Below are 24,278 nucleotides of genomic sequence, written 5' to 3' on the forward strand. Positions count from 1 at the left end.
TTCCGCGCCGCAGACCAGCGGCACCCTCCCGCCTACCGACCTGGCGCGCAGTTTAGCTGAAGCTCTATGCGCCGGAAGTTGGCACAGACCCTGTGTTTTCGGAGAGCTCGGCGGCCATTGCCTCGATCACCAAGGCATGCAATACGGCCTCGATTTCCTGGCGCAACCGGGGCACCATCGCATCGAGTTGCTGCTGCACGGCCGCGGAGACCGTGTCGCTCAAGCGCTCTTCCAGCGAGAGGTCGACACGCTGCAGCACGCGGTGCAGAAGCTGCTCTTCGAGGCGGACGATCTCGGCATCGGAGCGCTGCTCGGCCGGGGGCAGCGCAACGGCTTCGGCCAGGTCGACCGGCGGCGGCGGCGCGGCGGCCGGAGGGCTCGCCGGCTCGGCCGCGCCGGCCTGGGCAGCCTCTGCGGGCAGGTCGAGCACCGTGGTCAATGTGGGAACGAACCGGGGCGGTGTACGCAGCGTGCTGGCCATCAGGAAGCGCTCCTTGCAAAGTCGTGCGGCTGGATGGTGTAGCCCCGGTCCGCATAGTGCCGCCACCGCGAGCGGCCGATCTGCCGGTCTTCCGGGTCGTCGCTCACGATGTCGATCAGGCGCTCGAAGCGCTCGAATCCCGCGGGGACCTCGGCCCCCAGGTTCACGAGCATTTCGCGGTGCGGCAGCGATGCCGCGTCGCCGCTGCCGGCTGCAAGAACCACCGGCGAGCGCGCGACCACGTGGGCTGGCGCATCGGCGTGGCAATGGGCGATGAAGTCCGAAGGCGACAGCTGCCAGAGCGCGGCATCCATTGCCTGGAGCATCTGCGCCTCGCCCACCACGACCACCTGGAGGCCGCGCGCGTTCACGGCCTTGCGAACCAGCCGGCAGGCGTAGTTCAGCTTGTCCGGCGCATTGAAATGAAAGCCGATTTCGGTCACTGTGCAGACCGAGCCTTTCGGCTGGCCGAACCGGTGCTCTTGCGTGCGGCCTTTGGCGCCGCGGCTGCCGCTGCCGCATCGCCGCGGGCGCGCGCCATGAGATAGGACACCAGCAGCCCGACCGGGCGGCCCGTGGAGCCCTTGGCCGCCCCGCTCTTCCAGGCCGTACCGGCGATGTCCAGGTGCGCCCAGGCGAAATCGCCGGCAAAGCGCTGCAGGAACTTGGCCGCGGTGATCGCTCCGCCGGCCCGGCCCGCCACGTTGGCCACGTCGGCGAAGTTGCTCTTCAGGCCTTCGGCATATTCGTCGTCCAGCGGCAGGCGCCAGCAGCGGTCCTGCGATTCCTCGCCTGCGGCCTGCAGCGCCGCGGCCAGTGTTTCGTCGGCGGTGAAAAGACCGCTGCGCACGCCGCCCAGTGCCACCACGCACGCGCCGGTGAGCGTCGCGATGTCGATCACGGCGGCCGGCTCGAAGCGCTTGGCGTACGTCAGTGCGTCGCACAGGATGAGGCGCCCTTCGGCATCGGTATTGAGCACCTCGATGGTCTGGCCGCTCATGCTGGTGACCACGTCGCCGGGCTTGATGGCGCGGCCGTCGTTCATGTTCTCGCAGGTGGGCACGAGGCCCACCACGTTGATGGCCGGCTGGATTTCTCCCAGCGCGCGGAAGGTGCCCAGCACGCTGGCCGCGCCGCACATGTCGAACTTCATCTCGTCCATTTCGGCGGCCGGCTTGAGCGAGACGCCGCCGGTATCGAAGGTGATGCCCTTGCCGACCAGCACCACGGGCGCCTGGTCCCTGGGACCGCCCTGGTAGCGCAGCACGATGAAACGCAGCGGCTCGGCCGAGCCTTGCGCCACGGCCGCGAACGAACCCATGCCGAGCTTCTGCACCTCCTTGGGGCCGAGCACCTCGCATTTGATGCGAGGCAGCTTGCCGAGGCCCTTGGCCGCATCGGCCAGCAAGGTGGGCGTGCAATAGTTGCCGGGGCGGTTGCCCCATTCCTTGGCGAACTCGATGCCGGCGACCGTGGCACGGGCCTCGTCGAAGGCCTTGCCCAGCGCCGCGGCGTTGGGCAGGCCGAGCGTGAGGTTGCGGATGGTGCGTCCGTTCTCGCCGTTCGAGGGCTTGGTGGTGGTATAGACATAGCTCGCGTCGGCCGCCGCGGCAACGGCACCGGCCACTGCGGCGCCATCGGCGTCCTGCGCGAAAACCATGGTGACGCGCTTGGGCCCGTTGGCCTTGGCCGCGTTGACCGCCGCAATGACGCCGCTGCGCACCGACGCGGGCTTGCCGTCGCCGATGGCGGCAAGCACGACGCGAGGGGCCACCACTTCGTCGGGCTGGTAGAGGGAGAGCAGCTTGCCCGCCTTGTCGGGCAGGTCGCCGGCCTTGCGGGCGCTGGCAATCAGGGCGGAAAGCGGGTCCTTGGCGGTGAGGGGAGCGCTGCCGACGAGCACGATCAGCAGGTCGGATTTTTCGGCCGCTGCGCGGGCCACGGTGAGGGTCTTGAGCTGAAAGTCCATAATCCTTTTTTTCCTCGAACGATGTTATTCCATTCTTCCCTACGCAAGGAGCTGTCGCGCAGCTTCGGAGCGACCCTCGTTGTCCTGGTCACCATCGTGATGACCATGATGCTCATCCGCACCCTCGGGCTCGCCTCCAAGGGCAGCGTGAACCCGTCCGAAGTGTTCCTGGTGATGGCCTACACGGTGCTCGGCTACATGCCGACCATCCTGAGCCTGAGCCTGTTCATCGCCATTGTGGGCACGCTGTCGCGCATGTACCGCGACAGCGAGATGGTGATCTGGTTCTCCAGCGGGCGCGGGCTCGCCGACTTCGTGCAGCCGCTGTTTCGCTTTGCCTGGCCGGTGCTCGCGCTGATCGCCGTCATGGCGCTGCTGGGCTGGCCATGGGCCAACTCGCAGACCATCGGCATGCGCGCGCAGTACGAAAGGCGCAGCGACATCGAACGCGTCACGCCGGGCGAGTTCCGCGAATCCTCGGGGCGAATGCGCGTCTTCTTCATCGACAAGGACACGCCGGACGGCGCCACCGCGACCAACGTGTTCATCTGGGCGATCGAGCGCGGGCTGCAGATCACCACCTCCGCGCGCAGCGGCCGCATCGAGAACCTCGGCGAGAACCGCTTCCTGATGCTGAGCAACGGCCAGCGCCTGGAGCGTCCGCTGCTGCCCACCTCGGGCCTCAAGATCAGTGAGTTCGAGACCTACGGCACGCGCGCCGGCGGCAATGCGGCCCTGGACGGCGATGCCACCCCTGCGCGCGCCAAGCCCACGCTCCAGCTCCTGCGCGAGCCCGGAGACGCAAGCCGGGGCGAACTGGCCTGGCGGGTCGGCATGCTGCTGGCGGCCATCAATTTCGTGCTGCTCGCACTGACCGTCTCCAGCGTCAACCCGCGGGTGGGGCGAAGCGGCAACCTGCTGTTCGCGCTGTTCGCCTTCGTCGTCTACTACAACATGCTCAACCTCGGCCAGAGCTGGATCAGTTCCGGCCGCTTCGGCATGGGCTCCTTCATGCTGCTGCTGCACGGCGGCGTGCTGCTGATCGGCGTGGCGTGGCTGTTCCTGCGCAACAACAACTGGGGCCGGCGGCGCAACAACGATCGCGTGATCGCCGGCGGCCTGCCGTCCCAGCCCGCAAAAATCGATCCCTCGTGAAAACAATCCGACGCCTGATCTACGTCGAGGCACTGAAAGCCGTGGCTTTCGTGACCCTCGGCTTCCTGAGCCTGTTCTTCTTCTTCGACTTCGTCGACGAACTGCAGTCCATCGGCAAGCCCGAAAGCCTGGCCTACGGTCCCGCGCAGGCGCTGATCTACGTGGCCCTGCTGATTCCGAGCCACCTGTACGAGCTGCTCCCCATCACCGTGCTGATCGGCTGCATCTTCGTGATGGCGCGCCTTGCGCAAAGCTCCGAATACACCATTCTCCGCACCAGCGGCCTCGGTCCCTGGCGGGCGCTGCGCACCCTGCTTCTGCTCGGGCTCGGCTTCGTCGTGCTGACCTTTGCCATCGGGGACTACATCGCGCCGGTGTCCGAACGCACCGGCCAGCTGCTCAAGTCGCGCTACCAGGGCTCGTATTCGCTCGTGGGCAATACCGGCGCGTGGCTCAAGGAGAAGCGCGAGAACGTGTCCTATGCCGTGAACGTGCTGTCCATCGCACGCGATGGCTCGCTGAAGAACGCGCGCATCTTCGAGTTCGATGCCAACGGCTATGTGCGCAAGCAGCTGGTCGCGGGTTCGGCGCGCATCTTCGACGACCATTGGGAGCTCTCGGACGTCGAACTGCAGGACTACGACACGCGCGCCGCCGCCGACAAGGCCCGCATCGTCACCACCAAGGTGCCGCAACTCGATTGGCCGACCACGCTCACCGCCGAGATGGTGTCGGTGGCACTGCTCCGGCCGGACCGCATGGGCACGATCGACCTGTTCGACTACATCCGCCATCTCGATGCCAACGGCCAGACTGCGCAGCGCTACGAGATCCAGTTCTGGCGCAAGGTCTTCTACCCGCTGTCCTGCCTCGTGATGGTGGTGCTCGCGCTGCCCTTCGCCTACCTGCACTTCCGCCAGGCCGGCATCACCACCTATGTGTTCGGCGGCGTGATGATCGGCATCAGCTTCTTCCTGCTGAACAACGTGTTCGGCTACCTCGGCAACCTCAGCAACTGGTCGCCATGGCTCACGGCCGCGGCACCGGGCCTCATCTATTCGGTCATGTCGCTTGCCGCGTTCAGCTGGCTGGTTCTTCGAAGATAGACGAGAAGAAGATGGCAGCCGACAAAGCGAGGGGCATCATCCTGCTGGCCCATGGTTCGCGCGACGAGCGCTGGCGTGCGCCGATCGAGGCCGTGGCCGCGCGCGTCACTGCGCTCGACCCCCAGGCCCGCGTGGTTTGCGCCTACATGGAACTGGCCGCACCCGACCTGCGCACCGCCGCGGCGGCGTTGATCGCCAGCGGCGCACGGGCGCTGCGGATCGTTCCGCTGTTCCTTGGCATGGGAAAGCACGCGCGCGAGGATCTGCCCTTGCAGGTCGACGCGTTGAGGGGCAACTGGCCAGACGTCGAGATCCAGTTGGCCAACATCGTCGGCGAGGAACCCGAGCTGGTCGAATTGCTTGCCAGAATTGCCACCAAATCTTGAATTCGCAGCTATTTCCATAGACTCCGAAGGCATAATGAATTCCGCAATAAGACGGAATTTGATATGAATCTGCACCAGTTCAAGTTTGTCCAGGAAGCCGTGCGGCGCAACCTGAACCTCACGGAAGCCGCCAAGGCGCTCCACACCTCGCAGCCGGGGGTGTCCAAGGCCATCATCGAGCTCGAGGAAGAACTCGGCGTCGAGATCTTCGCCCGCCACGGCAAGCGCCTCAAGCGGGTGACCGAGCCGGGCCAGCATGTCATTGCCAGCATCGAGCTGATCATGCGCGAAGTCGGCAACCTGAAGCGCATCGGCGAGCAGTTCAGCGCGCAAGACAGCGGCACCCTTTCGATCGCCACCACGCACACCCAGGCGCGCTACGTGCTACCGGTGCCGGTGGCCAGGTTGCGCGAGGCCTACCCCAAGGTCAACGTGAGCCTGCACCAGGGCTCGCCCGACCAGGTGGCGCGCATGGTGATCGACGAGATCGCCGAGGTGGGCATTGCGACCGAATCGCTGGCCGACTACACCGAGCTGGTGACGCTGCCCTGCTATGAGTGGCAGCACGTGCTGGTGCTCCCCAAGGACCATCCGCTGGCCGGCAAGGACCGCATCTCGCTCGAGGACCTGGCGCTCGAACCCATCATCACCTACCACCCGTCGTTCACCGGCCGCACGCGCATCGACCATGCCTTTGCGCAGAAGAAGCTCACGCCGCGCATCGCGCTCGAAGCCATCGACTCCGACGTGATCAAGACCTATGTGCGGCTCGGCCTGGGCGTGGGCATCGTGGCCGAGATGGCGGTGCGCGACGAGTCGAACGCCGATCTCGTGGTGCGGCCCATGGGCCATGTGTTCGGACAGAACATCGCGCGCGTGGCGTTCAAGCGCAGCGCCTACCTGCGAAACTTCGTATTCAAGTTCGCCGAGCTGCTGTCCGACCGGCTCGACCGCAACCTGATCGCCAAGGCCCTGAGCGGCCATCAGCAAGACTACGAACTCTGAAGACCACGACCATGAGCACCGTTCCTTCTTCCCCACGCACGCCAGCCATCGGCACCAAGCTGCCTGCCGTCGGCACCACCATCTTCACCGTGATGTCGGCCCTGGCGGCCGAAAAGAACGCGGTGAACCTGGGCCAGGGCTTTCCCGACTTCAACTGCGACCCGAAGCTGCTCGAAGACGTGACGGCGGCCATGGCAGCGGGCCACAACCAGTACCCGCCGATGCCCGGAATCCCGGCCCTTCGCCAGGCGATTGCCGGCAAGATCTCTGCGCTCTACGGCCACAACTACAGCGCCGCCGACGAGATCACGGTGACCGCGGGTGCCACGCAGGCGATCATCACGGCCATCCTCGCCGTGGTGCGCGCGGGCGACGAGGTGATCGTGCTGGAGCCCTGCTACGACAGCTACGTGCCCAACATCGAACTGGCGGGCGGCAGCGTGGTGCGCGTGCCGCTCGTGCCCGGCACCTTCCGGCCCGACTTCGACAAGATTGCCGCGGCGCTGTCGCCGCGCACGCGCGCCATCATCGTCAACACGCCGCACAACCCGAGCGCCACGGTGTGGACAGCGGCCGAGATGCGCAAGCTCGAGGAGCTGCTCGCCCCCACCGACGTGTTCGTGATTGCCGACGAGGTGTACGAACACATGGTCTACGACGGCGCGCAGCACGAAAGCGTGGCGCGCTTTCCGGGCCTGGCCGCGCGCAGCTTCATCGTGAGCAGCTTCGGCAAGACCTACCACGTCACCGGCTGGAAGGTCGGCTTCGTGGCCGCGCCGGCACCGCTGATGGCCGAGTTCCGCAAGGTGCACCAGTTCAACGTGTTCACCGTCAACACGCCGATGCAGCATGCGCTCGCGCAGTACATGGGCGATGCCGTGCCCTACCTGGAGCTGCCGGCCTTCTACCAGCGAAAGCGCGACCTGTTTGCCGCCGGCCTGGCCGAAAAGACCCGCTTCAAGCTGCTGCGCAGCGAGGGCAGCTACTTCCAGTGCGTGGACATCTCGGCGGTGAGCGAGCTTTCGGAAGCCGACTTCTGCCTGTGGCTGACCCGGGAGATCGGCGTCGCGGCCATTCCGCTGTCGGCTTTCTATGGCAACGGTTTCGACCAGCGCGTGGTGCGCTTCTGCTTTGCCAAGAAGGACGAGACGTTGCTCAGCGCGCTGGACCGCCTCGCACGGCTATAAAGCCGACGCCGCCGGTAGGATAGTCCTGACCGCCGAAGGAGCGGCTTTCCGGCGTGTATTGCGCCCCTGGACAGCGAGCATGCAGCCTCGTAACAACAAAAGTCCAGGAGATAAGCATGTCCCTCTCGTTCATTCTGCTGATCGTTTTGATCTTGCTGTTGATAGGCGCGCTGCCGAGCTGGGGCTACAGCCGGAGCTGGGGCTATTGGCCCAGCGGCGGCCTGGGCCTGGTCTTGCTGATCGTCATCATCCTGGTGCTCATGGGACGCATATAGAGCTTCCGGACACTTCGCGCACCTGAAAGAAGCCCGCCGACAAGCGGGCTTTTTTTCGTCCTTGCGCAGCGTTCGCGGGGTCAGGCCTGCAGCTGGGCCCAGGCCTTGTCCAGCCGCTTGATGCTGACCGGCTGCGGCGTGCGCAGCTCCTGCGCGAAGAAGCTCACGCGGAGTTCCTCGAGCAGCCAGCGGAACTCGAGCATGCGCTCGTCCACCGCGCCCTTGCGCTCCGCCACCAGCCGCCAGTAGCGCTGCTCCTGCGGCCGCAGCTCGGCCAGCTTGGCGGCGTCGCGCGCGGGATCGGCGCGCAACTTGTCCAGCCGCAGCACGATCGCCTTGAGATAGCGCGCGAAATGCTGCAGCTGCGTCCACGGCGTGTCCGCGATGAAGCGCTTGCCTACCAGGCGCTGCAATTGCTGCGCGGCGTCCTGTACGGCTTCGGGCTGGATCTTCGTGTCCTTGATCTTGCGCGCGGCGGCGGCGTACTCGACGAGGATCGACGAGGCGAGCCGTGCCACCTCGTTCGCGATCAGCGTGAGCCGGCCCCGGCCTTCCTCGAGGCGGCGCTTGAAGGCGAATTCGTCGGCAGGCAGCGGCTCCTGAAGGAAGGCCCTGTCGATGGCCACGTCGATGATCTGCGTGCGCAGCTCCTCGGAGGTGCCCAGCGGCATGTAGGCCACCGCCATCTTCTGCAGATCGGGGATGTTCTTCTCGAGGTACTTGAGCGCATCCTTGAGCTGCAGCGCGAACAGGCGGCGCAGACCCGCGCGATGCTTCGAGGCCGCCACGGCGGGCTCATCGAACACCTCGATGGTGACCGCGTCGCCTTCGTCCCGCAGCGCGGGAAATCCGATGAGCGACTGCGCGCCGCGCCGCACTTCCATCAGCTCGGGCAGCTCGCCGAAGCTCCAGCTGGTGTAGCGCTGGCCTGCGGGCAGGCTCGGCGTTGCCGGAGCCGCCGCGGCGGCATGGCCCTTGGCCGGCGCCTGGCCTTCGGCGGCTTGCGCGGGCTTGCGGTCGGGCGACGCCTTGACGTTGAGCCCGGCCAGCGCCTGGAAAGCGCCTCGCGCCTGCGCGCCTAGTTCGGCTTTCAGCGCGCCCAGGTTGCGCCCCATGCCCAACTGGCGGCCATGCTCGTCCACGATGCGCAGGTTCATGAAGAGGTGCGGCGGCAGCATGTCGAGCTTGAAGTCGGCGCGCTTCACGTCGATGCTCGTGGCATCGCGCACACGCTTGAGCAGCACGTCGGTCAGCGAGCCGTGGCCGAACACTTCGGGCGCCGAGAGTTCTTCCGCCAGCTTTGCCGCCGAATCGGGCAGCGGCACCAGCCGCGAGCGCGGGCGCTGCGGCAGGCTCTTGAGCAGCGCCTGGATCTTGTCCTTGAGCATGCCCGTCACCAGCCATTCGCAGCGCTCTTCGCTCACCTGGTTGAGCACGAAGAGCGGCACGCTGACCGTGAGGCCGTCCTTCGCATCGCCGGGTTCGTGCAGGTAGGTGGCCGCGCAATCGACACCGCCGAGCCGGAGCGTCGACGGAAAGGACTGCGTGGTGATGCCTGCCGCCTGGTGGCGCATCAGCTCCTCGCGCGTCAGGAAGAGCAGGCGCGGCTGCTCCCTGGACGCATGGCGGTACCAGTTCTCGAAGGTGATGCCGCTCGCCACGTCGGCAGGCAGCTGCGCGTCGTAGAAGGCGAAGATCAGTTCGTCGTCGACCAGCACGTCCTGCCGGCGCGACTTGTGCTCCAGCCCTTCGACCTCGCGCACCAGCTTGCGGTTGGCCACGAGGAACGGGAACTTGCTCTCCCATTGCCCCGCGACCAGCGCTTCGCGGATGAAAATCTCGCGCGCCGCTACCGGATCGACCTTGGTGAAATCGACGCGGCGGCCGCTGTAGACCACGAGTCCGTAGAGCGTCGCGCGCTCCAGTGCGGAAACCTGCGCGCCCTTCTTCTCCCAATGCGGATCGAGCAGCTGTTTCTTCAGCAGGTGGCCCGCCACCTGCTCGAGCCACTGCGGCTCGATGTTGGCGATGCCGCGGCCGAAAAGGCGCGTGGTTTCGACCAGCTCGGCCGCGACGATCCAGCGGCCAGGCTTCTTCTTCAGGTGCGCACCGGGGTGCTTGTAGAACTTGATGCCGCGCGCACCGAGGTAGGCCTCGTCGTCCTCGAGCTTCCAGCCAACGTTGCCGAGCAGGCCCGCGAGCATCGACAAGTGCAGCGGCTCGTACCCCGCCGGCTCCGCGTTGATGCGCCACTTGTGCTCGGTCACCACCGTGAGCAGCTGCGAATGGATGTCGCGCCATTCGCGCACGCGGCGGATGTTGATGAAGTTCTGGCGCAGCAGCTGCTCGTACTGCCGGTTGCTGAGCTTGTGCGTATCCCCATGGCCGCCGCGCGCATCGGCAATCCATTTCCACAGCCGCAGGTAGCCACTGAACTCGCTCTTCTCGTCGTCGAATTTCGAATGCGCCTGGTCGGCCTGCTGCTGCGCGTCCATCGGCCTGTCGCGCACGTCCTGCACGCTGAGGGCCGACGCGATGACCAGCACTTCCTCGAGCGCGCCGCGCGTGCGCGCCTCCAGGATCATCCGGCCCACGCGCGGATCGAGCGGCAGCTTGGCGAGTTCGGCGCCGGTGGCCGTGAGCTCGTTCGCATCATCGACCGCGCCGAGTTCGTTGAGCAGCTGGTAGCCGTCGGCAATGGCGCGCGGCGACGGTGCTTCCAGGAACGGAAAACGTGCCACGTCGCCCAGGCGCAGCGACTTCATCCGCAGGATGACGCCCGCCAGCGAGGAACGCAGGATCTCAGGGTCGGTGAAGCGCGGGCGGCCTTCGAAGTCTTTCTCGTCGTAGAGCCGGATGCAGATGCCGTTGGCCACGCGGCCGCAGCGGCCGGCACGCTGGTTGGCCGCGGCCTGGCTGATCGGCTCGACCAGCAGCTGCTCGACCTTGCTGCGGAAGCTGTAGCGCTTGACGCGCGCGGTGCCGGTGTCGATCACGTAGCGGATGCCCGGCACGGTGAGCGAAGTTTCCGCCACGTTGGTCGCCAGCACGATGCGCCGCCCGGTGTGGCCGTCGAAGATGCGGTCCTGCTCGGGGCCCGACAGCCGCGCGAACAGCGGCAGCACCTCGGCATTGCGCAGCAGCGGCTGGTGGCTCAGGTGGCGGCGCAGGTGGTCGGCCGCCTCGCGGATCTCGCGCTCGCCGGGGAGGAACACCAGGATGTCGCCCGCGTTGTGCGGATCGCGCCAGAGTTCGTCGACGCCATCGGCAATGGCGTCGTTCAGGTCGTGCTCGCGCGATTCCTCGAAGGGGCGATAGCGCTGCTCGACCGGAAAGGTGCGGCCCGACACATAGATGATCGGCGCTGGACCCCCTCTTGACGCAAAGTGCTGCGCGAAGCGGTCGGCGTCGATGGTGGCCGAGGTGACGATCACCTTCAGGTCGGGCCGGCGTGGAAGAATCTCGCGCAGGTAGCCCAGCAGGAAGTCGATGTTCAGCGAACGCTCGTGCGCCTCGTCGATGATCAGCGTGTCGTAGGCCTTGAGCAGCGGATCGGTCTGCGTCTCTGCGAGCAGGATGCCGTCCGTCATGAGCTTGACCGAGGCGTCGCGGCTCAGCCGGTCCTGGAAGCGCACCTTGAAGCCGACCACGTCGCCCAGCGGCGTCTTCAGTTCTTCGGCGATGCGCTTGGCCACCGAGCTGGCGGCGATGCGGCGCGGCTGGGTGTGGCCGATGAGCCGGCCCTTGCCCGGCGGCGCATTGAGCTTGCCGCGGCCGAGCGCCAACGCGATCTTCGGCAGCTGCGTGGTCTTGCCCGAGCCGGTTTCGCCGCAGACGATCACCACCTGGTGCGCCTCGATGGCGGCCATGATCTCGTCGCGCCGGGCGGAGACCGGGAGCGACTCGGGGAAGTCGATGCGCAAGGGTGCGGAAGGTGTCGTGGTCGTCAAGGGAAAAGCTGATTCGCGAAGGCGCGGCGGGCAAACCGTCGATTATCGGTGCGCGCCGCCACGGTTGCACGCCGCTCTGGGAGCGGCCCGGCCCATCGCCCGATCGCCCGCCCCGCGCGAACCGCCCTTCAAGAATGCACAATCGCGTTCCATGTCCACCGTTTTCAACTTCACCTTCGTGCCCTGGTTCCGCTCGGTCGCGCCCTACATCCACACGCACCGCGGCAAGACTTTCGTGGTCGCCCTGGCGGGCGAGGCGATCGCGGCGGGCAAGCTGCAGAACATTGCGCAAGACCTGGCGCTCATCCAGAGCATGGGCGTCAAGATCGTGCTGGTGCACGGCTTCCGACCCCAGGTCAACGAGCAGCTCGCGGCCAAGGGGCACGAGGCGCGCTACTCGCACGGCATCCGCATCACCGACGAGGTGGCGCTCGATTCGGCCCAGGAAGCGGCCGGCCAGCTGCGCTACGAGATCGAGGCCGCCTTCAGCCAGGGCCTGCCGAACACGCCGATGGCGGGCTCGACGGTGCGCATGATCTCGGGCAACTTCATCACCGCCCGGCCCGTGGGCGTGGTCGACGGGGTCGACTTCAAGCATTCGGGCCTGGTGCGCAAGGTGGACGCCGTGGGCATCCGCCGCACGCTCGATTTCGGCGCCATGGTGCTGATGTCGCCCTTCGGCTTCTCGCCCACCGGCGAGGCCTTCAACCTGACGATGGAAGAGGTTGCCACCAGCGTCGCCATCTCGATCCAGGCCGACAAGCTGATCTTCCTGACCGAGATTCCCGGCATCCGCATCGACAGCGAATTGCCCGAGAGCGAAGACAACCCCATCGACACCGAGCTGCCGCTCGCCGCGGCCGAGAAGCTGCTGGCCTCGCTGCCGCCGCCGCAGAAGCCCACCGACACCGCCTTCTACCTGCAGCACTGCGTCAAGGCCTGCAAGGGCGGCGTGGAGCGCAACCACATCCTGCCGTTTGCGCTGGACGGCGCGCTGCTGCTGGAGGTGTACGTGCACGACGGCGTCGGCACCATGGTGATCGACGAAAAGCTCGAAAGCCTGCGCGAAGCCACGGTGGACGACATCGGCGGCATCCTGCAGCTGATCGAGCCCTTCGAGCGCGACGGCACGCTGGTCAAGCGCGACCGCACCGAGATCGAGCGCGACGTGGGCCACTACACGGTCATCGAGCACGACGGCGTGATCTTCGGCTGCGCGGCGCTCTACCCCTACCCCGAGGCCAAGACCGCCGAGATGGCCGCGCTGACCGTCTCGCCGCAGTCGCAATCGCAGGGCGACGGCGAACGCATCCTCAAGCGCATCGAGCACCGCGCCAAGGCCATGGGCCTGGAAAGCATCTTCGTGCTCACCACCCGCACCATGCACTGGTTCCTCAAGCGCGGCTTCCAGCAGGTCAACCCGGACTGGCTGCCCGAGGCCCGCAAGCGCAAGTACAACTGGGACCGCAAGAGCCAGGTGCTGGTCAAGAAAATCTGAAACCCTGAACTTGTAAAGGGAAGCCCGCTGCCATGACGCTCGCCACCGCCCTGCTGTTCTCCATCGTCGCGCTGGCCGCCATCGCAACGCCGGGCCCCACGGTGCTGCTGGCGCTGAGCAACGGATCGCGGCGCGGCGTGCGCGGCGCGCTGCCTGGCATCCTGGGCGCGGTGCTGTCCGACTTTGTCCTGGTCGGCGCGGTGGCGCTGGGCCTGGGCGCGCTGCTGGCGGCCTCTGAGTTCTGGTTCTCCATGCTCAAGTGGGTGGGTGCCGTGTACCTGGCATGGCTGGGCATCCGGATGCTCCGCTCCAGGGGCGGCAGCTTCGACGCGCCGCGCGCCGCAGCAGGGGAGCCGGGCACCGGCACGAATGGGGACGGCCGCAAGGTCTTTCTCAAGTCGTTCCTGGTGGCGGTCACCAACCCCAAGGGCTACCTGTTCTGCTCGGCGCTGATGCCGCAGTTCATCGACCCGGCGGCCGCGCAGGGCATGCAGTACGCCATCATCTCGGTGCTGTTCGCCTCGCTGGACGCATCGGTGATGCTGGTCTACGCCTTCGTGGGTGCGCGGGCCATGCGGCTGCTGACGGCCGCGGCCGGCCGCTGGATCGACCGCACCTGCGGCGCGATGCTGCTGGCGCTGGCCGGCTCGCTGGCGTTCTACCGGCGCAGCGGCACCTGACGCCGGGGCCCGAGCGGCCGGCGACCGTCGCCGATAATCGCTCTCCATGAACCCCCTGCTTTCCAAGCTCCAGCCCTATCCGTTCGAGCGGCTGCGGCGCCTTTTCGAGGGCATCACGCCCCACCCGGATTTCTCGCCCATCAGCCTCGGCATCGGCGAACCCAAGCACGCCACGCCGGCCTTCATCAAGGATGCGCTGGCCGCGAGCATGGCCACGCTGGCGGCCTACCCGGCCACGGCGGGCACCCTGGCGCTGCGTACCGCCTTCACCGACTGGCTGCAGCGCCGCTACGCGCTGCAGCTGGACCCTGCCACGCAGGTGCTGCCGGTCAACGGCTCGCGCGAGGCGCTGTTCTCGCTCGCGCAAACGGTGGTGGACGACAGCAAGAGCCCTGCGCCAGTGGTGGTGTCGCCCAATCCGTTCTATCAGATCTACGAAGGCGCGGCCCTGCTCTCGGGCGCCGAGCCCTACTACGTACCGAGCGTTCCGTCGCGCAACTTCGCAGTCGATTGGGACAGCGTGCCCGAAGCCGTCTGGGAGCGCACCCAGCTGGTGTTCGTCTGCTCGCCCGGCAATCCCACGGGCGCCGTGATGTCGCTGGACGAATGGAAGAAGCTCTTCGCCCTGTCGGACCGCTACGGCTTCGTGATCGCGGCCGACGAGTGCTACAGCGAAATCTACTTTCGCGACGAGCCGCCGCTCGGCGGACTCGAAGCCGCAGCCCAGCTCGGCCGCAGCGATTTCAGGAACCTGATTGCGCTCACCTCGCTGTCCAAGCGCAGCAACGTGCCGGGCCTGCGAAGCGGTTTCGTGGCGGGCGACGCGGCCGTCATCAAGAGCTTTCTGCTTTACCGCACCTACCACGGCAGCGCCATGAGCGGCACCGTGGCCGCGGCCAGCATCGCGGCCTGGGGCGACGAGGCCCATGTGGCCGAGAACCGCGCCAAGTACCGCGCCAAGTTCGCGGCCGTGACGCCGCTGCTCGAACCGGTGCTCGACGTGCGCCTGCCCGACGCCAGCTTCTACCTCTGGGCCGGGGTGCCCGAAGTGTGGGCTGGCGACGACGAATCCTTCGCCCGCGCGCTCCACGCTCAATACAATGTGACGGTTCTGCCGGGGAGCTATCTGGCGCGCGACACGGCACACAGCGCCAACCCCGGCCGTGGCCGCATCCGCATGGCCCTGGTGGCCGAAACGGCCGAATGCGTGGAAGCCGCCGAACGCATCGTCCGCTTCGTGCGATCCGGCCGGCCTGGCCAGGGCTGAACCGCTGCATTCCCGGCTCCATTTTTCACACGAGACTTCTCCATGACCCAGCAACTGCAACAAACCATCGACGCCGCGTGGGAAGACCGCGCCAACATCTCGCCCAGCGTCGCCCCGGCCGAAGTGCGCGAGGCCGTCGAGCACGTGATTTCCGAACTCAACAACGGCAAGCTGCGCGTCGCCACGCGCGAAAGCGTGGGCAAGTGGACCGTGCACCAGTGGATCAAGAAGGCCGTGCTGCTGTCGTTCCGCCTGAAGGACAACGAGCAGATCCAGGCCGGCTCGCTGGGCTTCTACGACAAGGTGCCGACCAAGTTCTCGCACCTGTCGGCCGGCGAGCTGAAGGAATCGGGCGTGCGCATCGTGCCGCCGGCCGTGGCGCGCCGCGGCAGCTACATCGCCAAGGGTGCGATCCTGATGCCCTCGTACGTGAACATCGGCGCCTACGTGGGTGAAGGCACCATGGTCGACACCTGGGCCACCGTGGGATCGTGCGCGCAGATCGGCGCCAACGTGCACCTGTCGGGCGGCGTCGGCATCGGCGGCGTGCTCGAGCCGCTGCAGGCAGGCCCGACCATCATCGAGGACAACTGCTTCATCGGCGCCCGCTCCGAAGTGGTCGAGGGCGTGGTCATCGAAGAAAACTCGGTGCTCGGCATGGGCGTGTACATCGGCCAGAGCACGCCCATCTTCAACCGCGACACCGGCGAGACTTTGTTCGGCCGCGTGCCGTCGGGCAGCGTGGTGATCAGCGGCAACCTGCCCAAGAAGACCAAGTCGGGCCAGGACTACAGCACCTACGCGGCCATCATCGTCAAGACCGTCGATGCGCAAACGCGTTCCAAGACCAGCCTGAACGACCTGCTGCGCGACTGATCGGCAGGCCCTGCCCTTGCACCGTTAAAAAACAACAGCACCGAGGAGAGAGAGCGATGAACATGATGGAGCGAATCCTTCGTCTGATGGCCGAGCGCAAGGCCTCCGACATCTATCTCTCTGCGCACTCCCCGGTGCTGATGCGCATCAACGGCACCTGCGTGCCGATCAACGCACAGGTGCTGCCGGCCACCGCCCCGATCGCGCTGCTGGCCGAAGTGGTGCCCGAAGCCCGCATTCAGGAGCTGGAGAACAAGGGCGAGCTCAACATGGCCGTGATGCTCGAGGGGGCGGGCAACTACCGCATCAGCGCCATGCGCCAGCGCGGCAGCTACGCGGTGGTGGTGCGGCACATTGCCTCCACCATTCCGAGCTTTGCCGACCTGAACCTGCCCGACATCCTCAAGACGCTGATCATGGAGAAGCGCGGCCTGATCCTGATGGTCGGTGCCACCGGCGCGGGCAAGACCACCACCCTGGCCTCGATGCTGGACTACCGCAACGAGCACGCCACGGGACACATCCTCACGGTGGAAGAACCGATCGAGTTCACCTACACCAACAAGAAATCGCTGGTGAACCAGCGCGACGTGGGCAGCGACACCGAATCACTGCAGGTGGCGCTCAAGAATGCCTTGCGCCAGGCGCCCGATGTGATCCAGATCGGCGAGATCCGCGACCGCGAGACCATGACCGCGGCCATTGCCTATGCGCAGTCGGGCCACCTGTGCGTGGCCACGCTGCACGCCAACAACAGCTACCGCGCGCTGAACCGCATCCTGAGCTTCTTCCCGGTCGAGGTGCGTCCCACGCTGCTGGGCGACCTGGGCTCGGCGCTGCGCGCCATTGTGTCGCAGCGGCTGCTGCGCACGCCCTCGGGCGGCCGTGTGCCGGCCCTCGAGGTGATGCTGAACACGGCCCTGGTGGCCGAGCTGATCGAGAAAGGCGATTTTTCCGCGGTCAAGGAAGCCATGGAGCAGTCGATGGCCGAAGGTTCGCAGACCTTCGAGGAAGACATTGCCCGCCTCATCACCGAAGAGCGCGTAACGCGCGAAGAGGGCCTGGCCCAGGCCGACTCGCCCACCAACCTGATGTGGCGGCTGCAGAACCGCGCCGCACCCAAGCAGAAGACCGAAGACCGCAGCCTGACGGACCAGGTCGACGAACCCACGTTCACCGACATCACGCTCGACGTGAAGTTCTGACCCGGCCTCTCCGGCCTTTTTTCCGATGTCCCGTACGCTCCAGCTCGCCGAACAACTCATCTCGCGCCCCTCGGTCACTCCCGAGGATGCGGGTTGCCAACAGATCCTCGGCGAGCGGCTTGCGCCACTGGGCTTCACGCTCGAGACCATCGAGAGCGGTCCTGCCGATTTCCGCGTGACCAACCTCTGGGCCGTGCGCCGCCCCGCCCATGCATCGGGCAGCAAGACGCTGGTGTTCGCAGGCCACACCGACGTGGTGCCCACCGGACCGGTGGAGCAGTGGACCAGCCACCCGTTCACGCCCACCCATCGGGACGGCAAGCTCTATGGCCGCGGCGCGTGCGACATGAAGACCTCGGTTGCGGCCTTCGTCGTGTCGATCGAAGAATTTCTCGAGGCCACGCCCGACCCCAGGCTCACGCTCGCGCTGCTGCTCACCAGCGACGAGGAAGGCCCGGCCGTCGATGGCACCGTCGTCGTCTGCAATGCCCTGGCCGCGCGCGGCGAGGTGCTCGACTACTGCATCGTGGGCGAGCCCACGGCCGTCGAGCGCTGCGGCGACATGATCAAGAACGGCCGCCGCGGCACCATGAGCGGCAAGCTCACGGTCAAGGGCGTGCAGGGCCACATCGCCTACCCGCACCTTGCGAAGAATCCGGTGCACGCCGTGGCGCCCGCGCTGGCCGAACTGGTGGCCATCAATGCGGCCGCCGGATGGGACGCCGGCAATGCCTACTTCCAGCCGACCAGCTGGCAGATCAGCAACTTTCACTCGGGCACCGGCGCGAGCAACGTGATCCCGGGCAGCGCGGTGATCGACTTCAACTTCCGCTTCTCGACCGAATCGACACCCGAATCGTTGCAAAAGCGCGTGCATGCGGTGCTCGACGCACATGGCGTCGACTGCACGCTGGCCTGGACGATCGGCGGCCTGCCCTTTCTCACCACGCCGGGCGAACTGGTTTCGTCGGTGCAGGCAGCCATTGCCGATGAAACCGGCATCGCGACCGAGCTCTCGACCAGCGGCGGCACCAGCGACGCGCGCTTCATCGCCAAGATCTGCAAGCAGGTGGTCGAGCTGGGCCCGGTCAACGCGAGCATCCACAAGATCGACGAGCACATCGACGTGGCCGAGATCGAGACGCTGAAGAACATCTACAGGCGCACCTTGGAACGGCTCGAAGCGGCACTCGCGCAATGAGCACCGTCATCGAGCTGATCGAGGCTGGCGCCAAGCGGTTGGAAGACGCCGGCGTTGCGTTCGGCCATGGCACCGCCAATGCCTTCGACGAAGCCGCCTGGCTGGTGCTGTGGCGCCTCAAGCTGCCGCTCGACGGCATCGATGCCGTGGCGGACACGCCCGTCTCGCCGGCCGATGCGGGCAAGGTCGCCGCGCTGCTCGACGAACGTATTGCCACGCGCAAGCCGGCCGCCTACCTGACCAAGGAGGCGTGGCTACAAGGCGTGCCCTTCTACGTGGACGAGCGTGCCATCGTGCCGCGCAGCTTCATTGCAGAGCTGATGGCCGACGGCAGCATCGACTACTGGCTCGGCGAACACACGCAGCGCGTGCTCGACCTGTGCACGGGCAATGGCAGCCTGGCCGTGCTCGCGGCCATGACCTATCCGGAGATCACCGTAGATGCCGCCGACCTGTCGGTCGAAGCGCTCGAGGTGGCCGCCATCAACGTCACGCGCCACCAGCTCGACAGCCGCATCCGGCTGGTCGAATCGGACGGCCTGGCCAACCTGCCCGGCCCCTACGACCTGGTGCTGTGCAACCCGCCCTACGTGAACAGCGCGAGCATGGCCGCCCTGCCCGCCGAATACCGCGCCGAGCCCGAGCTGGCGCTGGCGGGCGGAACCGACGGCATGGACTTCGTGCGCCGGCTGTTTGCCGATGCGCCCTCGCGCATGAGCGAGGAAGCGGTGCTGGTGCTGGAGATCGGCAACGAGCGCGACTACTTCGAAGCAGCGTTTCCGAAGCTGGAGGTCGTGTGGCTCGAAACCTCCGCAGGCGAGGACCAGGTCCTGCTTGTCACCCGGGCCGCGCTGCTGGCCGGCGCCGGCGCGCGTTAGCTGCGCCAGCCCGCCACTTCCCTCTTCCGCCCTTGCGCAGCCACGGCTGCAGGCCCTTCCTTCACCGGGCGGTGTCCCCATTTGTCCCTTTGCGCCAAGCCGCCTCGCGCCGGGCGGGATAATCGCTCCTACGGTTCCTATTTCATGATTACTCTCAAAAACGTCATTCTTCGCCGCAGCGCCAAGGTTCTGCTCGACGGCGCCACCGTCACCATCAACCCCGGTGAAAAGGTCGGCCTCGTGGGTCGCAACGGCGCCGGCAAGTCGACCCTGTTCGCGCTCTTCAATGGCTCGCTGCACGAAGACGGCGGCGACTTCTACGTGCCCAAGCAGTGGCGCATGGCGCAGGTGGCGCAGGACATGCCCGAAACCGAGGAGTCGGCCACCGACTTCGTGGTGGGCGGCGACACCCGCCTGGCCGAGCTGCGTGCGACGCTGGCGGCCATCGAGGCCGCCTACGAAGCCAACCCCGACGACGCCGACATCGGCATGGAACTGGCCCACGCCTACACCGACCTGGCCGACGCCGGCGAGCACGACGCCGTGCCACGCGCGCAGGCCCTGATCCTCGGGCTGGGCTTCAAGTCGCACGAGCTCGACGGGCCCGTCAACAGCTTCTCCGGCGGCTGGCGCATGCGCCTGCAGCTGGCCCGCGCGCTGATGTGCCCGAGCGACCTGCTGCTGCTCGACGAACCCACCAACCACCTGGACCTGGACGCCCTGGTCTGGCTGGAAGCGTGGCTGCAGAAGTACGCCGGCACCATGATCGTCATCAGCCACGACCGCGAGTTTCTCGATGCCGTGACCGACGTGACCTTGCACATCGCCAATGCGCAGCTCACGCGCTATGGCGGCAACTACAGCAAGTTCGAGGACATGCGCGCGCTGCAGATGGAGCAGCAGCAGGTCGCGTTTTCCAAGCAGCAGGACAAGATCGCCCACCTGCAGAAGTTCATCGACCGCTTCAAGGCCAAGGCCAGCAAGGCCAAGCAGGCGCAGAGCCGGGTCAAGGCGCTGGAACGCATGGAAAGGGTCGCGCCGCTGCTCGCAGAAGCCGACTTCACCTTCGAATTCAAGGAGCCGGGCAACATTCCCAACCCGATGCTGTCGATCAGCAATGCGAGCTTCGGCTACAAGGCCCCGGAAGGTGGCGAAGGCGACGAGCCCAAGACCATCCTGCGCGGCGTGAGCCGCTCGGTGCTGGCGGGCCAGCGCATCGGCATCCTGGGCGCCAACGGCCAGGGCAAGTCGACGCTGGTGAAGACCATCGCGCGCGAAATGGGCGCGCTGGCCGGACAGGTCACCGAAGGCAAGGGCCTCAACATCGGCTACTTTGCGCAGCAGGAACTCGACGTGCTGCGCCCGCAGGACAACCCGCTCGAGCACATGGTGCGCATGGCCCGCGAGCTGGGCAGCGCCGTGAAGGAAAGCACCGGCGAGCAGGCGCTGCGCGGCTTCCTCGGCAGCTTCAACTTCAGCGGCGACATGGTGAAGCAGCCCGTCGGCACCATGAGCGGCGGCGAAAAGGCGCGCCTGGTGCTCGCGATGATGGTGTGGCAGCGCCCCAACCTGCTGCTGCTGGACGAGCCCACCAACCACCTGGACCTGGCCACGCGCGAGGCCCTGGCCGTGGCGCTGAACGAGTTCGAAGGCACGCTGATGCTGGTGAGCCACGACCGTGCGCTGCTGCGTTCGGTGTGCGACGAATTCTGGCTCGTGGGACGCGGCGTGGTCGCCGACTTCGATGGCGACCTGGACGACTACCAGCGCTACCTGCTCGACGAGGCCAAGCGGCTGCGGGAAGAAGCCAAGGTCGCCGTGCGCGACGCGGCCGCCGCGGTCGCGACTGCTGCAGCGCCCGTGGCCGTTTCCGCCGCTGCGCCCGCGGCCGGCGAACCCGCCGCCGCGAACAGGAATCCGCAGCAGCGCAAGCAGGACGCCCAGGGACGCCAGCAGCGCAGCGACCAGGCGAAGCCACTCAAGCGCGAGATCGCCCAGGTCGATGAGCGTCTGGCCGCCGCCGGCACCGAACGCACCGCGCTCGAGGCGCGCCTGGCGCAGCCCTTGCCGCCCGCCGAGATTGCCGAAACCGGCAAGCGGCTCAAGGCCCTCAACGACGAAATCGGCCGACTCGAGGAGCGCTGGCTGGCCCTGTCGGACCAGCTCGAGGCGCTGGCCGCCTGAACCCTGCAAAGGAGGCCCATCGCATGCCATCAGCCATCGAACTGGCCCAGGGCGACGAAAAACTAATTGCAGCCATCCACCGCAGCCGGCGCCTGATCGGCCGCAAGGCCCTGATGGCCGCGGCGGCGAGCGCCGTTCCGCTGCCGGGCATCGACTGGGCCGCCGACGCGGCGCTGCTCACGCGCCTGGTGCCGCAGATCAGCGCCGAGTTCGGCCTTTCGGTCACCCAGGTCGAAAAGCTCGCGCCGCATCAGCGCGAACGCATCCAGAAGGCCGCCAGCACCGTGGGTGCGTTGCTTGTCGGCCGGCTCGTCACGCGGGACCTGCTGATCAGGCTCGCGCGGCATGCCGGCGTGAAGCTCACGGCCAAGCAGGCTGCCAAGTACGTGCCCATTGCCGGGCAGATCGTTTCCGCCGCACTCGGCTATGCGGCCTTGCGCGCGCTGGGCGAGCAGCACATCAAGGATTGCGTCCGTGTGAGCACGACGCTTTCTCTACCGCCTCCCGGACCGCACGCGCCCGCCTGAACCCGCAGTCGTCGAACAGCGCGCCTCCGACGCATGCCGCGGCCACGAGGCCAGCCACAGCGAAGCCGGCGAGTCCGTCGTCATGCCAGCGAAGCCCGTAGAAAAACGCTGCCGCGGACAGCAGCGCCAACAGTGCGCACAGCGCGCGGTCGATGCGTGGTTTCATTGCGAATACTCCCTTTCAACTATTTTAAAGTCCAAGTCGAATATTCGCCTGCGCTTAAATCGGCGCCCATGGAGACTATTGCAGCGCGCGCATTGGCAGCGCGCAAATACGCCAAGATGACTCAGAAGCAAGCCGAAGCGGCTTCAGGCGTCAAGCAATCCAACATTTCGAAGATTGAGCGCGGCGACACCGGCCGCTCGATGGCCCTGCTTGCGCTGGCGCGGGCCTATCGGGTCGATCCCAACTGGCTCGACACCGGCGACGGCCCGGCGCCATGGGATCTCGCGCACATGCGCATGGCGCCCGACAACGCCAATGAACCCGCGGGCGCCTACAAGGTCACCCGCACGCCGCCGGCCAGCCCGTCCTTCCAACCCGGAACCCCGGACACCGTTCCCCTGATCGAATGGACCCAGGCCGCGTCATGGGATGGCGCCACGCAAGGCGCCATCGACGCCGAGCGATGGATTCCCTGCGTCGCGCATCACAGTCCCGGCCGCACCTATGCGCTGCGCGTGCGCGGCGACAGCATGACCGCACCGAGCGGGTACATGAAGAGCTATCCCGCCGAGTCGATCATCTTCGTCGACACGCTGCGAACAGCGCCCGTGAACGGTGACCGCATCATCGCGAGGCTCGACCCGACCCAGGAGGCCACCTTCAAGGTCTTCAAGGAAGAGGACGGTCGACGCTGGCTGCTGCCGTTGAATCCGAAGCACGAGCCGATCCGCACCGCGTTCACCGTGCTCGGCACCGTGATCGGCAAATGGGAAGACGAAGACTGAGCGCTCGAGGTCAGGTTGCGTGCAGGTTCAGCGGACATAGTGAAGGCTCTCCTGTGGCCTGCACTCCCTCTGATCCTCCCTCCTCCAGCAGGCCATCTTCCAGCCCGCCCTTGTGCGGGCTTTTTTTTGGCGGCGAGTTTGAGGCCCGTTGGTCCAGGGGCAAAAGCCTCTCGCATCCAACGCCGACTTCGCTGAGCACGAAAACTTCTTGTGGGGTGCCCCCCATCCGGGCGCACTCCGGCAGCCTGTAGACTCCCGCGGCAACTTGGAAACACGATGAAATATCTGTCCGACTTCGACGGAGTCCGCGCAAACAATTTCACAGCGCTGCGTTTGCTCTTCGCATGGCTTGTTCTTTTCGGACACTCATACTTGATCGCCAACCCAAGCGTCTACGACCCGGTGTCTGCATACCTGGTGCCCTACGCGTGGCTCGGCAGTATTGCGGTGAGCGGATTCTTTGTGATCAGCGGCTTTCTGGTTACCGCATCTTTCATTCAGCGCGGGCCGGTGAATTTCGTCGCATCACGCGCGCTCCGGCTTTATCCCTGCGTCATCGTCTATTCGTTGCTGATGATTTTCGTGTTGGGACCGATGGCCAAGAGTGTCGATTTCTCGACCTACTGGAAGGCAGAGCCATGGAACAACATGTGGAACTCGCTGCTGTGGAGCTGGCAATACAACCTTCCCTACGTGTTTGTTGACAATCCCTTCAAGGGATCGACCAACAGTTCGACCTGGACACTTCCTGTCGAACTGCGGTGTTATATCGGCATCCTCTTCCTGGGGCTGGCGGGCACGTTGAAGGAAAACCGAACGGCGAACTTCGCGCTGCTTTTGCTGCTCTTTGCGGTGGTGTGGAACTTTGACGTGCTTCCATTCTTTAACGAGACGTATCGGGTGGCTGATCCGCTGCTCTTCTTCATCATGGGGAGCCTCGCATGGATCAACCGGCAGCACATTCCGCTCAACGGACCGCTCGCCCTGGTTGCGTTGATCATGCCGTTCCTTCTCGCCACGACGGATTTCTACGAGCCGGTTTACGTGACCTGCTTCTCGTACGTCATCTTCTACGCGGCCTACAGGTTGCCGCACGTCAACGTCGATCGGTTCGGCGACATTTCATACGGCCTCTATATCTACGCATGGCCCATCCAGCAACTCGTGTGGTACCCAGGCCAGGGAGGGCTTCGGAATGCAGTCTACGCAACGGCAATCACCGTACCGCTTGCGTATTTGTCATGGAGACTGATTGAAAAGCCGGCGCTCGGATTGCGGCAACTGCTCGCCGGTCGGCGGCCCTCGAGGAACGCGCAGGGTCAACCCGCCCCTGCAACCGGCCCGATCCAAGCCAGCGGCGAGAAGCCGGTGGTGGTCGCAGGCGTTGCACGGGGCTGATGGGCTCAGGCTTCAAGCGCGGAGCTACATCGCCCCTCGAAGCGCCAAAAAAGAAAAGCCGCTATCGATTGAATAGCGGCCTTCTGGTAGCCATGCGGC

The 24,278-nt window shown here is 66.4% G+C and carries 21 protein-coding genes; 17 read left to right on the forward strand and 4 right to left on the reverse strand.

The features are described 5' to 3' along the window. Window positions 1-64: 64 nt before the first annotated feature. Genes ABID97_RS16570 through ABID97_RS16580 form a run of 3 tightly spaced genes read right to left on the reverse strand, consistent with a single transcriptional unit; the run spans window position 65 to window position 2,450 of the window. The gene (locus tag ABID97_RS16570; protein ID WP_354399527.1) at window positions 65-481 is read right to left on the reverse strand and encodes a hypothetical protein; all 417 of its coding nucleotides are present in this window, start codon (window positions 479-481) and stop codon (window positions 65-67) included. Then, entirely contained in the window at window positions 481-924 is a 444-nt protein-coding gene (locus ABID97_RS16575; RefSeq protein ID WP_354399528.1) for a DNA polymerase III subunit chi, read from the reverse strand. Before ABID97_RS16575 ends, ABID97_RS16570 begins: the two co-directional genes overlap by 1 nt. After that, entirely contained in the window at window positions 921-2,450 is a 1,530-nt protein-coding gene (locus ABID97_RS16580; protein ID WP_354399529.1) for a leucyl aminopeptidase, read from the reverse strand. The genes ABID97_RS16575 and ABID97_RS16580 overlap by 4 nt, the downstream gene beginning before the upstream one ends. A gap of 21 nt (window positions 2,451-2,471) precedes the next feature. Between ABID97_RS16580 and lptF the strand changes: the two genes are divergently transcribed. The 6 genes from lptF (at window position 2,472) to ABID97_RS16610 (ending at window position 7,564) form a co-directional block, all read left to right on the forward strand. Further along, a complete protein-coding gene (gene lptF, locus ABID97_RS16585) occupies window positions 2,472-3,605 on the forward strand; it encodes an LPS export ABC transporter permease LptF (protein ID WP_354399530.1) in 1,134 nt (377 codons plus the stop codon). Further along, complete coding sequence (gene lptG / locus ABID97_RS16590; protein ID WP_354399531.1) at window positions 3,602-4,711, forward strand: LPS export ABC transporter permease LptG; 1,110 nt, start codon at window positions 3,602-3,604, stop codon at window positions 4,709-4,711. Before lptF ends, lptG begins: the two co-directional genes overlap by 4 nt. Window positions 4,712-4,722: 11 nt before the next feature. Next, window positions 4,723-5,097, forward strand: coding sequence for a sirohydrochlorin chelatase (locus tag ABID97_RS16595; RefSeq protein WP_354399532.1), 375 nt, complete (start codon window positions 4,723-4,725; stop codon window positions 5,095-5,097). 63 nt (window positions 5,098-5,160) lie between these two features. Further along, on the forward strand, window positions 5,161-6,102 hold the full coding sequence (locus ABID97_RS16600; RefSeq protein ID WP_354399533.1) for a CysB family HTH-type transcriptional regulator: 942 nt from the start codon (window positions 5,161-5,163) through the stop codon (window positions 6,100-6,102). An 11-nt stretch (window positions 6,103-6,113) separates the two neighbouring features. Then, window positions 6,114-7,289, forward strand: a complete 1,176-nt coding sequence (locus ABID97_RS16605) for a pyridoxal phosphate-dependent aminotransferase (protein WP_354399534.1) — start codon at window positions 6,114-6,116, stop codon at window positions 7,287-7,289. 116 nt (window positions 7,290-7,405) lie between these two features. After that, a complete protein-coding gene (locus ABID97_RS16610; protein ID WP_082517427.1) occupies window positions 7,406-7,564 on the forward strand; it encodes a DUF3309 family protein in 159 nt (52 codons plus the stop codon). A gap of 80 nt (window positions 7,565-7,644) precedes the next feature. Here ABID97_RS16610 and hrpA read toward each other — a convergent pair whose 3' ends face one another. Beyond that, window positions 7,645-11,433, reverse strand: coding sequence for an ATP-dependent RNA helicase HrpA (gene hrpA, locus ABID97_RS16615; protein WP_503012820.1), 3,789 nt, complete (start codon window positions 11,431-11,433; stop codon window positions 7,645-7,647). A gap of 232 nt (window positions 11,434-11,665) precedes the next feature. Between hrpA and argA the strand changes: the two genes are divergently transcribed. The 11 genes from argA to ABID97_RS16670 all read left to right on the forward strand — a co-directional run bounded on the left by argA (window position 11,666) and on the right by ABID97_RS16670 (window position 24,179). Beyond that, window positions 11,666-13,012 (forward strand): amino-acid N-acetyltransferase, encoded by a 1,347-nt coding sequence (gene argA, locus ABID97_RS16620; RefSeq protein WP_028258750.1) that lies wholly within the window; start codon window positions 11,666-11,668, stop codon window positions 13,010-13,012. A gap of 32 nt (window positions 13,013-13,044) precedes the next feature. After that, window positions 13,045-13,692 (forward strand): LysE family translocator, encoded by a 648-nt coding sequence (locus tag ABID97_RS16625; RefSeq protein ID WP_354399536.1) that lies wholly within the window; start codon window positions 13,045-13,047, stop codon window positions 13,690-13,692. A gap of 46 nt (window positions 13,693-13,738) precedes the next feature. Further along, window positions 13,739-14,959: a succinyldiaminopimelate transaminase gene (dapC, locus tag ABID97_RS16630; RefSeq protein WP_354399537.1), complete on the forward strand. Its 1,221-nt coding sequence runs from the start codon at window positions 13,739-13,741 to the stop codon at window positions 14,957-14,959. A 42-nt stretch (window positions 14,960-15,001) separates the two neighbouring features. Further along, entirely contained in the window at window positions 15,002-15,835 is an 834-nt protein-coding gene (dapD, locus tag ABID97_RS16635; protein WP_354399538.1) for a 2,3,4,5-tetrahydropyridine-2,6-dicarboxylate N-succinyltransferase, read from the forward strand. 56 nt (window positions 15,836-15,891) lie between these two features. Next, on the forward strand, window positions 15,892-17,040 hold the full coding sequence (locus ABID97_RS16640) for a PilT/PilU family type 4a pilus ATPase (protein WP_354399539.1): 1,149 nt from the start codon (window positions 15,892-15,894) through the stop codon (window positions 17,038-17,040). Window positions 17,041-17,065: 25 nt separating this feature from the next. Further along, window positions 17,066-18,241: a succinyl-diaminopimelate desuccinylase gene (dapE, locus tag ABID97_RS16645; protein ID WP_354399540.1), complete on the forward strand. Its 1,176-nt coding sequence runs from the start codon at window positions 17,066-17,068 to the stop codon at window positions 18,239-18,241. After that, window positions 18,238-19,119 carry a 50S ribosomal protein L3 N(5)-glutamine methyltransferase gene (gene prmB / locus ABID97_RS16650; protein ID WP_354399541.1) on the forward strand — a complete coding sequence of 294 codons (882 nt, stop codon included), beginning with the start codon at window positions 18,238-18,240 and terminating at the stop codon, window positions 19,117-19,119. Before dapE ends, prmB begins: the two co-directional genes overlap by 4 nt. 144 nt (window positions 19,120-19,263) lie before the next feature. Beyond that, window positions 19,264-21,303 carry an ABC-F family ATP-binding cassette domain-containing protein gene (locus ABID97_RS16655; RefSeq protein WP_354399542.1) on the forward strand — a complete coding sequence of 680 codons (2,040 nt, stop codon included), beginning with the start codon at window positions 19,264-19,266 and terminating at the stop codon, window positions 21,301-21,303. Between the two features lie 23 nt (window positions 21,304-21,326). Beyond that, complete coding sequence (locus ABID97_RS16660) at window positions 21,327-21,830, forward strand: hypothetical protein (RefSeq protein ID WP_354399543.1); 504 nt, start codon at window positions 21,327-21,329, stop codon at window positions 21,828-21,830. A 234-nt stretch (window positions 21,831-22,064) separates the two neighbouring features. Then, entirely contained in the window at window positions 22,065-22,781 is a 717-nt protein-coding gene (locus ABID97_RS16665; protein ID WP_354399544.1) for a helix-turn-helix domain-containing protein, read from the forward strand. Window positions 22,782-23,057: 276 nt separating this feature from the next. Further along, complete coding sequence (locus tag ABID97_RS16670; protein WP_354399545.1) at window positions 23,058-24,179, forward strand: acyltransferase family protein; 1,122 nt, start codon at window positions 23,058-23,060, stop codon at window positions 24,177-24,179. The last annotated feature ends 99 nt before the right edge of the window (window positions 24,180-24,278 follow it).

The organism is Variovorax sp. OAS795, from assembly GCF_040546685.1.
Lineage (GTDB): Bacteria > Pseudomonadota > Gammaproteobacteria > Burkholderiales > Burkholderiaceae_C > Variovorax.

Bases quoted from the DNA above. Each gene is read 5' to 3' on its own strand.
- ABID97_RS16570 (WP_354399527.1), bottom strand. From the start codon at position 481: ATGGCCAGCACGCTGCGTACACCGCCCCGGTTCGTTCCCACATTGACC.
- ABID97_RS16580 (WP_354399529.1), bottom strand. From the start codon at position 2,450: ATGGACTTTCAGCTCAAGACCCTCACCGTGGCCCGCGCAGCGGCCGAA.
- lptF (WP_354399530.1), top strand. From the start codon at position 2,472: ATGTTATTCCATTCTTCCCTACGCAAGGAGCTGTCGCGCAGCTTCGGA.
- ABID97_RS16595 (WP_354399532.1), top strand. From the start codon at position 4,723: ATGGCAGCCGACAAAGCGAGGGGCATCATCCTGCTGGCCCATGGTTCG.
- ABID97_RS16600 (WP_354399533.1), top strand. From the start codon at position 5,161: ATGAATCTGCACCAGTTCAAGTTTGTCCAGGAAGCCGTGCGGCGCAAC.
- ABID97_RS16605 (WP_354399534.1), top strand. From the start codon at position 6,114: ATGAGCACCGTTCCTTCTTCCCCACGCACGCCAGCCATCGGCACCAAG.
- ABID97_RS16610 (WP_082517427.1), top strand. From the start codon at position 7,406: ATGTCCCTCTCGTTCATTCTGCTGATCGTTTTGATCTTGCTGTTGATA.
- hrpA (WP_503012820.1), bottom strand. From the start codon at position 11,433: ATGGCCGCCATCGAGGCGCACCAGGTGGTGATCGTCTGCGGCGAAACC.
- argA (WP_028258750.1), top strand. From the start codon at position 11,666: ATGTCCACCGTTTTCAACTTCACCTTCGTGCCCTGGTTCCGCTCGGTC.
- ABID97_RS16625 (WP_354399536.1), top strand. From the start codon at position 13,045: ATGACGCTCGCCACCGCCCTGCTGTTCTCCATCGTCGCGCTGGCCGCC.
- dapC (WP_354399537.1), top strand. From the start codon at position 13,739: ATGAACCCCCTGCTTTCCAAGCTCCAGCCCTATCCGTTCGAGCGGCTG.
- dapD (WP_354399538.1), top strand. From the start codon at position 15,002: ATGACCCAGCAACTGCAACAAACCATCGACGCCGCGTGGGAAGACCGC.
- ABID97_RS16640 (WP_354399539.1), top strand. From the start codon at position 15,892: ATGAACATGATGGAGCGAATCCTTCGTCTGATGGCCGAGCGCAAGGCC.
- dapE (WP_354399540.1), top strand. From the start codon at position 17,066: ATGTCCCGTACGCTCCAGCTCGCCGAACAACTCATCTCGCGCCCCTCG.
- prmB (WP_354399541.1), top strand. From the start codon at position 18,238: ATGAGCACCGTCATCGAGCTGATCGAGGCTGGCGCCAAGCGGTTGGAA.
- ABID97_RS16655 (WP_354399542.1), top strand. From the start codon at position 19,264: ATGATTACTCTCAAAAACGTCATTCTTCGCCGCAGCGCCAAGGTTCTG.
- ABID97_RS16660 (WP_354399543.1), top strand. From the start codon at position 21,327: ATGCCATCAGCCATCGAACTGGCCCAGGGCGACGAAAAACTAATTGCA.
- ABID97_RS16665 (WP_354399544.1), top strand. From the start codon at position 22,065: ATGGAGACTATTGCAGCGCGCGCATTGGCAGCGCGCAAATACGCCAAG.
- ABID97_RS16670 (WP_354399545.1), top strand. From the start codon at position 23,058: ATGAAATATCTGTCCGACTTCGACGGAGTCCGCGCAAACAATTTCACA.